The sequence below is a fragment of the Streptomyces sp. NPDC054849 genome (assembly GCF_053610945.1).
Genome location: NZ_JBSGZI010000025.1, coordinates 46,661 through 58,876, shown reverse-complemented (window position 1 = coordinate 58,876; position 12,216 = coordinate 46,661). Strand labels below are relative to the sequence as shown.

Annotated in this window: 12 protein-coding genes; 3 read left to right on the top strand and 9 right to left on the bottom strand. The window is 70.8% G+C overall.

The genetic code is table 11. The features are described 5' to 3' along the window. Window positions 1–18 precede the first annotated feature (18 nt). Window positions 19–552, top strand: a complete 534-nt coding sequence (locus tag ACWGIF_RS14255) for a GNAT family N-acetyltransferase (protein ID WP_453496089.1) — start codon at window positions 19–21, stop codon at window positions 550–552. 127 nt (window positions 553–679) lie between these two features. On the opposite strand, the gene ACWGIF_RS14250 is transcribed toward ACWGIF_RS14255, so the two are convergent. From ACWGIF_RS14250 to ACWGIF_RS14225, 6 genes are all read right to left on the bottom strand, one after another. After that, the gene (locus ACWGIF_RS14250) at window positions 680–1,090 is read right to left on the bottom strand and encodes a hypothetical protein (RefSeq protein WP_453496086.1); all 411 of its coding nucleotides are present in this window, start codon (window positions 1,088–1,090) and stop codon (window positions 680–682) included. Beyond that, complete coding sequence (locus ACWGIF_RS14245) at window positions 1,087–5,823, bottom strand: putative T7SS-secreted protein (protein ID WP_453496083.1); 4,737 nt, start codon at window positions 5,821–5,823, stop codon at window positions 1,087–1,089. The genes ACWGIF_RS14250 and ACWGIF_RS14245 overlap by 4 nt, the downstream gene beginning before the upstream one ends. Further along, complete coding sequence (locus ACWGIF_RS14240; RefSeq protein WP_453496080.1) at window positions 5,823–6,380, bottom strand: hypothetical protein; 558 nt, start codon at window positions 6,378–6,380, stop codon at window positions 5,823–5,825. The genes ACWGIF_RS14245 and ACWGIF_RS14240 overlap by 1 nt, the downstream gene beginning before the upstream one ends. Further along, a complete protein-coding gene (locus ACWGIF_RS14235) occupies window positions 6,380–6,793 on the bottom strand; it encodes a hypothetical protein (RefSeq protein ID WP_453496077.1) in 414 nt (137 codons plus the stop codon). The genes ACWGIF_RS14240 and ACWGIF_RS14235 overlap by 1 nt, the downstream gene beginning before the upstream one ends. Window positions 6,794–7,177: 384 nt before the next feature. Beyond that, window positions 7,178–7,426 carry a hypothetical protein gene (locus ACWGIF_RS14230; RefSeq protein WP_453496074.1) on the bottom strand — a complete coding sequence of 83 codons (249 nt, stop codon included), beginning with the start codon at window positions 7,424–7,426 and terminating at the stop codon, window positions 7,178–7,180. Window positions 7,427–7,698: 272 nt separating this feature from the next. Next, on the bottom strand, window positions 7,699–8,124 hold the full coding sequence (locus tag ACWGIF_RS14225) for a hypothetical protein (RefSeq protein WP_453496071.1): 426 nt from the start codon (window positions 8,122–8,124) through the stop codon (window positions 7,699–7,701). Window positions 8,125–8,986: 862 nt separating this feature from the next. On the opposite strand from ACWGIF_RS14225, the gene ACWGIF_RS14220 reads away from it, so the two are divergent. Then, a complete protein-coding gene (locus tag ACWGIF_RS14220) occupies window positions 8,987–9,124 on the top strand; it encodes a hypothetical protein (RefSeq protein WP_453496068.1) in 138 nt (45 codons plus the stop codon). Window positions 9,125–9,419: 295 nt separating this feature from the next. Here the strand turns inward: ACWGIF_RS14220 and ACWGIF_RS14215 are convergent, their stop codons facing one another. The 3 genes from ACWGIF_RS14215 to ACWGIF_RS14205 are packed head-to-tail and all read right to left on the bottom strand — an operon-like array spanning window position 9,420 to window position 11,135. Next, entirely contained in the window at window positions 9,420–10,094 is a 675-nt protein-coding gene (locus ACWGIF_RS14215; protein ID WP_453496065.1) for a hypothetical protein, read from the bottom strand. A gap of 34 nt (window positions 10,095–10,128) precedes the next feature. Next, the gene (locus ACWGIF_RS14210; protein ID WP_453496062.1) at window positions 10,129–10,416 is read right to left on the bottom strand and encodes a hypothetical protein; all 288 of its coding nucleotides are present in this window, start codon (window positions 10,414–10,416) and stop codon (window positions 10,129–10,131) included. Further along, entirely contained in the window at window positions 10,413–11,135 is a 723-nt protein-coding gene (locus ACWGIF_RS14205) for an HNH endonuclease family protein (RefSeq protein WP_453496059.1), read from the bottom strand. Before ACWGIF_RS14205 ends, ACWGIF_RS14210 begins: the two co-directional genes overlap by 4 nt. 201 nt (window positions 11,136–11,336) lie before the next feature. Between ACWGIF_RS14205 and ACWGIF_RS14200 the strand changes: the two genes are divergently transcribed. After that, window positions 11,337–12,203 (top strand): DUF4132 domain-containing protein, encoded by an 867-nt coding sequence (locus ACWGIF_RS14200; RefSeq protein WP_453496056.1) that lies wholly within the window; start codon window positions 11,337–11,339, stop codon window positions 12,201–12,203. Window positions 12,204–12,216 lie beyond the last annotated feature (13 nt).

Below are 12,216 nucleotides of genomic sequence, written 5' to 3'. Positions count from 1 at the left end.
TTCGGCAGGATGTGGGGCATGACCGAGATCCGTACCCCCCGACTCCTCCTCCGCCGCTGGACCGACGACGACCTCGTCCCCCTGTCGGAGATCAACGCCGACCCGGAGGTGATGCGCTGGATCGGCGACGGCTCCACCCTCGACCTCGACCAGACGGCCGAGGCCATCGAGCGGTGGGAGGAGGAGTGGGACGAGGAGGGCTTCGGGCTGTTCGCCGTCGAGCTCCTGGGGTCCGGCGAGCTGATCGGCGTGGTCGGCCTCTCGGTCCCCGAACACCTCCCCGAGGCGCTGCCGGACGTCGAGATCACCTGGCGGCTCGGCCGCCAGTACTGGGGCCAGGGCTACGCCTCCGAGGCCGCCCAGGCCACCTTGGAGTTCGCCCTTCAGGACCGCGGCCTGGACCGGGTCGTCGCCATCAACCGGTCGGGCAACGACGATTCCGAGAACGTGATCCGCAAACTGGGCATGGTGCTGGAGCGCAACACCACGGACCCCCGCCACGGGCACCTCCTGCAGATCCACGGCATCGACCTCACGGAATACGAGGCCTGACCCGGCCCGCCGCATCAGCCGATCGGCCGACCCCGGGGTCGGCCGGTCCGCTCACGGGCTTCCGCAGCCGTCGTCGATCTGCTCCCCGGCCGGCGCCGGACGTCGCAGACGCTGATCGCCCTCGGCCTCAGCGCCAGGTGTTGGTGTCCGCGATCTCGCCGGTCTCCAGGTCGATACGGCCCTGGAAATCGCCCGCATTGCGCGTGACCATGATCACAAGCGGCCGGCCGTCCTGGGGGAAGGCGGTGTAGAAGCCATGAACGTCGTCCGGGTTCGGCAGCAGGTCGCGCGGCGGGTGCAGCCGGAAACGTTCCGAGCCGTCGGCTCGGTAGACCACCGCGTTGTCCGACGGGGTGAAGGGTGCGCCGTTGATGGCTTCCACCACCAGTACCAGCGTCTCTCCGTGCTCCCGCCACGCCAGGACGTCCTGTGGTGGCAGCTCGTACTGCTTCTCGACGTTCCCCGCAGGGCCGCTCCACCGGACTGTGGTGTCACCTCGGGTCCAGGCGACCACGACGTTGGGATCTGCTTCTGTCACTTGGGGATCTCCGTGGGTGGGCCGACTGGGATCAGCCGGGCTCGGTCTCCGAATTCCATGATCTCTATTTGAGTCCCGCCGCCGGGCAGATGGCCCAGCTTCGGGTCCATCTGGGGTCCGATGATGCTCTCCTGGACGAGGATCGGGTCACCGTCCGAGATGCGGTAGCGCTGCAGGAGCGAGACGTCATCCTTCCAGTCGGTACGGACGGCCAGCTGATCTCGGACGAACTGCTGGTTGGGGACGTCGTCGAAGGTACCGAACCCGCCCGGCCGGGTCTGGCCTTGCGAGATCACCATGTTGAACTCCTCGCCCGGCTTGGCGAAGCGCGCGAGGATCGGCGACCCCTCGAGGTGCGGGGGTTCACGCCTGGCCGGGGGAAGGGCCTTCTGTTCCTCACCCTTCTCCGGGCAGGGGCTGAGACCCAGCGGGTCCGCCCACACGAGCGGGTTGGTGACGTAGGCGACCGGGTTCGGGGCCGGCGCGAGCCCCAGCGGGTCACCCGTCAGGTAGCGGGCCGTCTCCGGGTCGTAGGTGCGGAAGTAGTTGTGATGGAGGCCGGTCTCCGGGTCGTGGTACTGGCCCGGAAAGCGCAGCGGGGTGTAGGCGGAGGCGTCCCGGTTCCAGCTCGTCGTGCCCCATACCGTCGAGCGGGTGCGCCAGGCGACCTCGCCCTGCTCGTCGATCAGCTCGGTCGGCGTGCCGACCAGGTCGGTGACGATGGCGAAGAACCGGCTGTCGATCTCCTCCTGCGAGACCTGTGAAGCCCTGCGTATGGACTCCACCTGGGTGAGCGCGTGCAGGCCGGAGTGCGTCCAGCTGAGCGTGACCTCGTGCGGGTTGCCCGCGGAGCGCGTCGTCTGCTCGATGAGGGTAGGGCCGTCCCACGTGAAGACGGTCTCCTCCACGACCTGGTCGAGCCCGTCCGGCTGCGCCGATGCTTCACGTGAAGGATCGGTCGACGCGAGCCGCTGCTTCGCGGCACGGCGGCCCAGCGCGTCGTAGCGGTAGCGCCAGCGCGTCCCGTCCGGGGTGGTCACCTCCGTGAGCCGATCGTCCGCATCCCACGTGTAGTGCCATGTGTCCGGCTTGCGGGAGAGCCGGGTCTTCTGCCGCAGGATCACGCGGCCCTGGGCGTCGTGCTCGTAGCGGACACGGCCCGCGCGGGTGATCCGCGTCCCGGTGTAGGCACGTTCACCGGTGGCCTCCGCGCCCAGCTGCTCCGGCCAGGCGGCCGAGGTCTGGTTGCCCGCCTCGTCGTAGGCGTAACGCTCCGACCAGGAGGCGGCGTTCACGGCCGTGACCCGGGAGGCCGCGTCCAGGGTGAAGGTCCGCGGCCCCGTCGCCTCGTCGTCGATCGCCAGCAGATTGCCGTCGGCGCGGTAGCTGTAGCCGCGGCGCAGCAGGGTGCGCTGGTCCGAGCCGGTGACGTGCCGGGTGGTGAGCCGGCCCACCGCGTCGAAGGTGTGGTGCAGCGCCGTGCTGTCGCCGATGCGCCGAGTCAGTTCACGCCCTGCCGCGTCCCGCTCGAAGGTCAGGGTCCGGCCCGAGGCGGTGATCTCGGTGCAGTGGCCGCCCGCGTCGTACGTCCAACGGGTCTCCGCCCCGGTGGGGGTGGTCATGCCGACCGGCCGGCTCAGCTCGTCGTACGCGTAGCGGACCGTACGGCCGTCGACCTGCTCCTCGACGAGCCGTCCGTGCCGGTCACGGATACGGAGCAGCCGGGTGCCGTCGGAGGAGACCGCCGCCGCCGGCAGGTCGAAGACGTCGAACTCGAACGTCGCGGTACCGGTGGGGGAGGTCTTGCGGATGATCCGGCCGAGCACGTCCCGCTCGTACGCGATCTCCTCGCCCAGCCCGTTCACGCGCGACCGCAGCCGCCCGGTCGGGTCGTAGGAGTAGGTCAGCGTCAGGCCGTCGAAGTCGGTCTCAGAGGTCAGCCGCCCCGCCGCGTCGTACACGTACTCCCAGGTCAGGCCCTGGGGGTTGCGTACGCCCGTCACCCGCAGCAACGCGTCGTAGGTGTACTCGTACCGTACGCCGTCGGGCCCGGTCCGGGCCGCGAGCAGGTCGAAATGGGTGTACTCGAAGCGGGTCACCCCGCCTGCCGGATCGGTGTAGGCGGTGCAGTTGCCCTCGCCGTCGTACGTCCACACCGACTCGGCGCCGTCCGGGTCCACCCGGCGGGCGGGACGGCCCTCCGGAGTCCACTCCACGGTTGTCACCCCGCCGAGCGGGTCGGTCACGCGCACTGGGCGGCCGAAGGCGTCGCGTTCGAACCGGGATGTAGCGCCGAGTGGGTCCGTGATCGTAACCGGCAGACCGGCCGCGTCGGTGGTGAAGCGGGTGACGGCGCCCAGCGGGTTGGTCACCGTGACGACGTGGCCGCGTTCGTCGTAGCCGAAGGTGGTGACGGCACCCGCCGAGGTGGTGAGCGAGGTGCGGTTGCCGCGTTCGTCGAAGGCCTGGCGGATGATCGTGCCGTCGGCATTGGCCACCCGTACCGGCAGGCCCAGTTCGTCGTACTCGGTGCCGGCGGTGCGGCCGTCGGGACGGATCGAGCGGGTGATACGGCCCGCCTCGTCGTATTCCTGGAGGGAGGTTGCGCCCAGCGGGTCGGTACGGCTGATCACACGCCCGGCGCTGTCGTACCGGTAGCGGGTGACGGCACCGAGGGGGTCGATTTCGGCGACGACCCGGCAGTGGTCGTCGATCACATAGCGGCGGGTGTGTCCATCGGCGGTGGTGACCGTGGTGACGCGGTGGCCGGTCTCCGGGTCGCGCGTGTCGTAGGTGAGGGTGAGGGAGAGGTGCCCCTCCGTACCGCCTTCCGCGATGCAGCGGTCCCGGTCGTCGTAGGCGTAGTCGTAGCGGCTGCCGTTGGTGTCGGTCCAGGAGGTGATCCGTCTGCGGTCGTCATAGGCCAGCTGCAGGGGCAGGCCGGAGGAGTTGGTGACCTCCGTCAGGTTCCCGTCGGTGTAGCCGTACGTCAGGACGCGCGGGCCACCGGTCAGATGGAGGGCGGTGATGCGGCCCTCGGCGGTGTCGAAACGCAGATGGTAGCCGCTGGAATGGGCTATCCCCAGTGGGGTGCCCGCGTGGTCGTACTCGAAGGTGATGAGGTTTCCGTTGCGGTCCTCCAACTGGGCGATCGGCGCGAGACCGGCCCCCTCACCGTCCCAGCCCGCCGCCGGCGAGAATCGGCGGATCCGGCCGGTCGCCGGGTCGGTCAGCGTCCAGTCGCCGTCCGGTGTGCGCTCCAGCGGATGGCGCGGCCCGGTCGCCGGAAGCACCGGGAGGCCGGGCGCCGGGTGCGGGTAGGCGACAAGGAGACCGTCTTCAGAGACCAGGACGACGCCCTCGGCATCGATCTCCAGGTGCTGGTCGATGGTGGAGGCCCACGACGGGCCGAACCAGCGGCCGGCCGTATACCCGGACTCCGCACGGCGCGTGAAGAGCAGTGGGAGCGTGCCAGGAAGGACCAGGTCGGTCTGCGGCAGGTACATCCGCCCGGTGGCGAGGTCGACCGGGTCGGTGGGGCCCTTGGTCTTGTCCCCGTCCGGGGTCTTGTGCACGTCCGGGCTGTCGCTGTCCAGCCCTTCGCGGCCAGGCCCCGTGGGTACGTCGTCGGCGAGTTTGGCGACCGACGCCGTCTTCTTGAGTGCGCCCAGGCCCTTGGTGCCAACGAGTTCGGGGATGAGTTTGCCGATGCCCTCGCTGGGGTCCTTCATGAACTCGTCGAGCATCTTCTTGCCCGCGCCCATGGGGTCGTTGGCCACCACGGCCAGGCCGGCGACCGTCGAGTTGAGGCTGGTCAGGTACTCGGCGGGGTGGGTGAGGTTGTACGGGTCCATCGGATTGACCGAGCGGACGAAGTTGGCCAGACCCGCCGTTCCCTTGATGACGCCGCCCGCCAGGTGGGTCTTGGCGAGGTCGAGGTAGTCCATGCCGTCTTTGAGCTGCTCTGCGTACGAGGGCTTGGGCGGGGCGGCGTCGCGGGCCGCGCGGACCGCAGTACGGGCCGTCTCGGCGACCTCGTTGCGCTGCTTGCGCGCGGTGTCGAGCTTGTCCTGGGCGGCCTTGGCCAGCGGAACGCCGGGGTCGGTGAATTGGTCCGACGGCCGCGGCGGCAGCGTGTCCTTCTTCGCCTCGACCGCGTCCTTGTAGTCGTCGATCGACTTGTTGTAGGCGTTGCGCGCGTCCTGCGAGACCTTCTTGGCCTTGTTGTACTCCTCCAGGGCCTCCTTGGCCTGGCCCTGTGCCCACTCCACGGTGTCCGCGAAGCGGCCCATCGCGTCACCGGCCTTGCCGAAGGCGTCGGCAGCCTTGAACCAGCGCGGCGGCTCCTTGGCTATCGCCTCGCGGAACGCGTCCGCCGACGCACCTTTCAGACCATCACCTCCCAGGCCCTTCAGCCCGTTGCCGACCATGGTGAAGGAGGACTTGAAGTCGTTCAGGTGCGAGACCTGCGCGCGGATCTTCGACACGCTGCCGTATACCAGCTTGTTCGGGTCCTCGGTCTGACCCAGCTCCAGCTCCGCGACGTCCGCACCGAGCTGGTTGGCGGCCGACCGGCTCTTGTCACGAATCCAGTCGCCCGCCTGGTCCAGACCGACGTCCTCCGCCACGTCGGCGACCTTGTCGCCGGTCCACTCGATCGCATCACCGACGTCCTCGGCCCGGTCCTCGACCCAGTCCTCCGCCGAGTCCGGTACGAAGTCCCTCCACCCCATCAGTTACCGCCGCCGCCGGCCTGGTCCAGCAGGTCCTTCAGTGAGCCGATCCTCCCGCTGGTGGTCACCTTGTCGCCGGTGTCCGACCAGGTCTGCTCGATGTCCTGCCGGCTCTTCTCGAAGGACTCCGCGCTGTAGTCCGGCTTGTAGACGTCCGCCCGCCAGATGTCGTCCCAGCTCTTCTTCTCGATCTCGTCCTCGCTCGCGTGCGGATTGCCGTACGCGGCGTTCGCGATGACTTTGAACGACCCCTCGAGGTACTGTTCTTCCTCCCACACCGTGCCCGCCGCGATCCCGAGGTTGCCGGCCAGCGCGCTGGCGTTCTGCACGAGACTGCGCACGCCCCATTCCCAGCGCTCGCAGAAGTCCTCGAAGTCGGTGGCCAGACCCATGTGCCCGGCCTCCATGCCCGTCATCGACAGATCACTGAAACCGGCGCCCTGGGAGGCGCCCGCCGCGTCGGAGGACTCGCGCAACTCGGCAATCGCCTTGCGCAGACCGTCCTGGACGTTCTTGACCGCCGCCGGCGAGACCTCGAGGTCCCCGTCACCCGCCATCAGACGGCATCCGCACGGTCGGGCTCGGCATCCACGGCGTACGCATCGGGCACGATGCCCACGACGGGCGGGAACAGCATCGAACCGGCCTCGTCCGCCACATCGACCGCCACACCGGTCGGGCCGTCGACCGTGGGAATCACCGCGTCGACGAGGCGGGCACCGAGGATGGAGAGGTACTCCCATTCGTGGGCGTTGGCACCGGCCCCGCGTGCCTCCGCGAAACGGGCCAGGGCTTCCTCGTCCGTGAAGGCGTAGATCCAGCGGACACCTCCCTGCCAGCCCGACATCAGACCGGCGTCCTCACCCTCGGACAGCGGCACGAGCAGTGCGGTGCGGCGGAATTCGCCGAGCAAGCGGCCCGAATGCCCCGATCCACCGCGCACGGCGGATATTTCCTCGGCCAGTCCCATGAAGCGCCCCGTTCTCCGAGGGCACCCGGCTCGGCAGCCCCCCATTCGCACTACGCTACCCAGGTGGGCAGCTCTCACCGAGCGCCGCCCCCTCCTCTGTACGATCGCCGTGCTTCGCGGCACGACCTTCGTCCCCGAGTCGCGCCGGGCCAGGAGACGGTTGACCTGTCCGAGGCGTTCCGTTCCTACGACCTACACCGCTGCCCACCCCAGCCCGAGGTCGGACAGCGCCTGGAGCTTGTCGGTGCTGGTCGGGGGCTGTTTCGAGGCGTGCGGCCACTGTCATGAATGCGGTAGGCGGGCCGCTTGGATGGTGGCGGGTGCTCCGAGGCGGTGATTGTCGGCGTGTTCCGGTGGGTGCGACGGGGATCGAGTGTTGGCGCGTCAAGCTTCCTGGGCTAGTGCCCCTGCTGTCCTGAGAAGAATGCATGCGTTCTGATCGCCGTGTGAGACGACCGCCGGGACGCCACCGGCGGGCAGCCAGGTCCCGACCCGGATGCGGGCGCGGCCGGACTCCCCGCCGATCTCGAAGGCGAGCGGCACCTTGCACTGGTAGAGGCTGACCGGCAGGTCCCGGGTGGGAGGTGCGGCGGCGGGCCCGTCGGTGCCCCGTCCGCGGGTGTCGGGGCGCACGGCCTCGTCCTTTGCGCCGCCGTCCGATGCCGTTGACGCGCATGAGCTCGCGCAGGACCACGGGGGCTCGGTGAAGCGGGTTCCGGGGCCGGGCCGGGGAGGCTCGAAAACCGCGCTGGAGGTCGTCGGGGTCCTCGGCGGTGAGTTCTTCGATCCCCATGGTCGATGTCCCTCGGTGCCCCTCGTGTCCGTGGGCCCCTTGGTGCCTCGCCGGCCCTCGCCAGCCTTCGCCGGCCCTCGCCGGCGCTTCGCAGCCCCGGGTGGGTCACTGCCTATGGCGGCCAGTCCGGCGGCGGCCCCGTGGGTGCGGTGAAGATTTGGAAGGCGACCCAAACGATCCACAGCGCGATGGCGGCCATGAAGACACCGGCGATGACCAGGAGGACCTTGGGGATCCCCTTGGCGGTGACGACCGCGCCGGTGGTCTGGTTCTCGACCCGCTTGACGCGGAAGGTCCCGGCTTTCATCGTGCCCTGGGCCCGCACCCAGTCGCCCTCGCCGAGCGCGCCCTCGAAGGTGAGGCCGCGCATCTCCACCGGGACGAGAGTCACCCGCTGGCCCGCGGCGTCGTAGCGCTCCACGCGGAAGGTCCAAACCGACTCGTAATCCGACTGTCCGCGCCGCTCGTTGCGCATCTGGAGGTTGCTTACCCGGCCCTCCACGGTGTGCCCCGCCGGTACCATCAGCTGGCGCGGCATGTCCTCGCGGCGCGGCGGGTCCTGACCACGGGGCGGGTCATGGCTGCCGGGCGGGTGGTCCGGGCGCGGCGGGTACGTCCCACCGACAGGTCCGCGGTCCGGGTTCCAACTGCCCCCCTGCGCGGTGTTCCCGCGGGGCGGATCGGCCGGGACGCCGAGGAGGGTACTGCCACAGCCGGGGCAGAACCGGGCGGCGGGCGGGGACTCGACCCCGCACTGACCACATTTCGCCGTGAAGTCGCCCATGCCGGCACCTGCCCCGTCCGACCCCCGGGCCCCCTATCGGTTCGGCACCATTCTATTCCCCGGCCGCGCCCGCCGCGCGAGCTGTCCCGCCCGCCCCCCGGTGCCGCCCGGCCGTTGCCCTTGAGTCTCCTCAACGGTCCCTGACCGATCAGCCGTTGATCACGGCGGGCCGGGCATGCATCGTGGGAGCCACGCGTCGGGCGGAGTTCCCTCCGCCGATCGGCGCGTACCTCACTTCCAGCTGCCTCCCGTCGTCGAAGGACGACATGACCGGCTGCCTGGCCTCATGGGACGCGCTGCGCGCTCCCGCTCTGGGACGACGCCCCGCCCGGTCGCGACCAGCACCAGCGCCTCGGCGTAGGTGCGGCAGGGTTCGGCGCACCTGCCGATCAGCCGTCCGCCCGGCGTTCCCCGGGGGGTGTGGACGTCGGTTCAGTGGTCGTACTTCCTTCGAGGACCTCGCGGGCGAGACTTTCATCCTCGTGGCCGGGTCCGCCCGCCGTCTCCCGCCCCGCCAGGGGGTGGCCCGCGGCCACGCACAGGTAGCGCGCACCGCGCGTGACCACGGCGCCGACCGTCAGATCCGGCTCGACGCCGAGCAGGAGCAGGCCAACCCGTGCACATCGTTCCTGCCGCGCGCCCGTCTGGCCGGTTTATCGTCGGGCAGTGCATGACGACCACTGCGGAGCAGATCGCCGGCGAGACGGCGGCTCTGGACCTGATGTGCGGCTACCTCACTCCGGATCCGGAGTGAGGCAGCGGCAGCGCTGAAGGCCGGGACGGTGTGTACGACGACGGCCGCGTACATGCGGCAACATGCCTCCGAGCTGCTGCGCGATGCCGTGCTCGCTGATCCCGACTTCTCGCCGCACCGGCGCGCGGTAAGAGGCCCGCGGGGATCACGTGGCTGGAGGGCGACGCGGACACGCGCCGGGTCGCGGTTGTCGGCCACGGGCGGCTACACCCGCGACGGCTACTGGAACGGCATCACGGTCGTCGACCTCGACGCGGGCGCCAGCCCTCTGTACATCGCCGTCCTGTGAGCCCGCTCAGGCGGAGCGGCCGCGGCGCAACCAGCGCCGCGGGGCGGGCGGTTCGGCGGCGGGTTCCGCGGGCGGTGCGGCAGCCGGTAGGGATGCCGTGAAGGGCGGCAGGGAGGTGAAGCCGTCGTGCAGGACCACGGTCGGAATGATCCGCGCGAGCGTCGTGCGTACCTGCGTGAGCGGATGGTCGGGGAACTGCGCGTCCCACTCCTCGCCGTCGGCCACGTGGTGCGGGAGCCCGCCCGCGATGTCCGCTCCATAGGGATGAGGGGTGAAGTACCGTTCCGGCCCGACCTGGTTGAGGACGCCGGCCTCCCGCATCCCGGTCATCCGGCCCTCGCCGGCCTGGACCTTCACCACCGTGCTGCAGCCGGCCTTCGGCACCGTCCAGGAGCCCAGGAAGACCTGGCCCTGCCCGTTCGGCCGCCGGACCTTGACCAGCTGCCGGACGGCCGGGACGGAGTCGACCTCACCGATCACGGCCTCGATCAGGCCCCCGCCGGCCTGGGCGACGGATCGGGCGAGCCCGTGCCGGAGGAGGTCGGGGCGGTCGAGCGGCGCCGGGAGGTCCGGTACGAGGTCGAAGAAGTGGACCGACAGGACGAGGCCCCGCTCGTCGGTCCACACGCCCGGTTCCCGCTCGGTGAAGCCGGTCAGGTCCATGCTGGTGATCGGAGTCATGACGGACATCATCACCGTAGCCGAGCGCATGGCCTCATGCGGGTCCGGTGCCCGGTGCCCCGGCCCCGCCGCCCGCGCGGATCGCGGCGAGGGCGGCGGCGTGCAGGGCGGCCGGGGCCCCGCGATGGGGCAGGGGGCTGCCCGTGAGGGTGTACCACTCGTCGGCGTCCTTGTACTGCACGTCGAACCGGACCAGCTCCCCGTCCGCCACGGTGGTGCGCAGCGTGAGAGGACCGGTGATGACGCCGACCTCGTCGGTCATGGCGCCGCCCGGGCCGGCGAGCACCTCGTCCTGCCACTGCTGTTCGTGCCGTCGGCTCATGAGGTACAGGTGTCCAGCATCGTGGTGAGCATCTTCTTCTCCGGCTCGGTGACGGTCAGCTCGTAGGTCGATTTGACGGCGGTCCAGGCCCGCCCGTACTGGCACCAGCTCGCGCGCTCCGGCGGCTGCCACAGGTCGGGGCTCTGGTCGCCCTTCGAACGGTTCGAGGACGCGGTGACCGCCAGCAGCTGAGGGTGGGTCAGGTCGTTGGCGAAGGCCTTGCGTCTGGCGGCGTCCCAGCGGGCCGCGCCGGAGCGCCAGCCCTCGGCGAGCGGCACCATGTGGTCGATGTCCATCTTCTTCGCGTCGGTGACGACCGCCCCGTCGTACAGGCTCTTCCAGGTCCCGGAGACCGCCTGGCACTCGGCGTCCCGCGCCACGTCGGCTCCGTCCCGCTCGAGCACCGTCTCGCGGGTGTCGCACTTGTCGCCCTGCTCCGACCAGTGCGTGAACTTGGCACGGCTGTAGCCGGCCATGGTGCCCGCCGGAGCGACCTTCAGGGCGGCCAACTGCGTACGGGCAACGGCGGTCGTCACCATGCCGGGCAGCACGTCCCCGCCGGCGGGTGCCCCGGCGGGCGGGGCAGCGGACGGGACGGCCTGAGTGGCCGACGGCTTCGCGTCCCCGCCGCCCGGCGCGGCCGGATCGGAGCAGCCGGCCGCGGCCGCCAGCAGCAAAGCCGCCAGGACCGCACCAGACCTGCGTATATGACGTCCCATAACCCACCCCGAGCCGGTACCGCTTCGCGCGCTGTCCCGGAAAGGCTACCCAGAACCGGACATTCAAGGTACCGAGGGCCCTCCGGCGGGCGTTGTCAGTGGCCCTCGCTAGTCTCCCGACATACCGCAGCTCACGGGGGGTCTGGCTCCCCCTGTCCGGGCTGCGTGAAACCGAACGGGACAGGCGGAGGGGCACGGCTGATGGCATGGCTGGCGGCGGGCGAGGGGTACGAGATCGCCCTGGTGGAGGGACGGGTGGCGGCGAGGTCCGCCACCGGCCGGACGGCGGGACGGCAGTTGAAGACGCTGCCCAAGGCGCTGAAGGACCATCCCGAGGTGGACCGGCTGCGACGGCTGGCCGAATGGCTCGACCGGCACGCCGCCGCCTGCATCGCCCAGGTCGACAGCTGGATGGTGTCCTCGCTGCCGGTGCCGACCGAACTCCTCGCCCGGGTCTGGCCGGACGAGGCCTGGCAGAGCGCCCTGCGCGACCTGGCCGTCGTCGGCGACGACCCGGACGAAGTGGGCTTCCTGCGGGACGCCACGGCGTCCGGTGAGCTGAAGGTGGTCAACCTCGACGGCGAGACCGTACGGCTCTCCCCGCGCACGGTGACCCTGCCCCACCCGGTGCTGCTGCCGGACCTCGACGACGTACGGGAGTTCGCGGCCGAGCTGGGCATCGTGCAGCAGGTCGAGCAGATCCACCGCGCCACCTGGCGCAAGCCGGCCGAGATCGGCGCCACCGCCACCGAGGTCCGCGACTACGCGGGCGGGGTCTTCCCCACCCGCTTCAGCCTCGCCGCCCGGGCGACCGGCCTCGGCTACCGGGTCTCCGGCGGCTACGCCACCTGCAAGGTCCGGGACTCGGGGTCCGCCGCGGAGGCGGCGGTGTGGATCGGCGAGCCCTACTACGAGGACGAGATGACGACCGGTGCCCTGAGCTGGCACGACGAGAACGGCCGGGCGCTGCGCCTGACGGCGGTCGGACCCGTGGCGTGGTCCGAGGGAATGCGGATGGCCGCGGCACTGTACGCCGGGCGCAAGATCGAGGAGGGCAAGGACGCGTGAGCACCAACCCGAG

Excerpts from the sequence above, each read along its gene's own strand:
- ACWGIF_RS14255 (WP_453496089.1), top strand. The coding sequence starts at position 19 with ATGACCGAGATCCGTACCCCCCGACTCCTCCTCCGCCGCTGGACCGAC.
- ACWGIF_RS14245 (WP_453496083.1), bottom strand. The coding sequence starts at position 5,823 with ATGGGGTGGAGGGACTTCGTACCGGACTCGGCGGAGGACTGGGTCGAG.
- ACWGIF_RS14240 (WP_453496080.1), bottom strand. The coding sequence starts at position 6,380 with ATGGCGGGTGACGGGGACCTCGAGGTCTCGCCGGCGGCGGTCAAGAAC.
- ACWGIF_RS14235 (WP_453496077.1), bottom strand. The coding sequence starts at position 6,793 with ATGGGACTGGCCGAGGAAATATCCGCCGTGCGCGGTGGATCGGGGCAT.
- ACWGIF_RS14225 (WP_453496071.1), bottom strand. The coding sequence starts at position 8,124 with ATGCCGCGCCAGCTGATGGTACCGGCGGGGCACACCGTGGAGGGCCGG.
- ACWGIF_RS14215 (WP_453496065.1), bottom strand. The coding sequence starts at position 10,094 with ATGACTCCGATCACCAGCATGGACCTGACCGGCTTCACCGAGCGGGAA.
- ACWGIF_RS14210 (WP_453496062.1), bottom strand. The coding sequence starts at position 10,416 with ATGAGCCGACGGCACGAACAGCAGTGGCAGGACGAGGTGCTCGCCGGC.
- ACWGIF_RS14205 (WP_453496059.1), bottom strand. The coding sequence starts at position 11,135 with ATGGGACGTCATATACGCAGGTCTGGTGCGGTCCTGGCGGCTTTGCTG.
- ACWGIF_RS14200 (WP_453496056.1), top strand. The coding sequence starts at position 11,337 with ATGGCATGGCTGGCGGCGGGCGAGGGGTACGAGATCGCCCTGGTGGAG.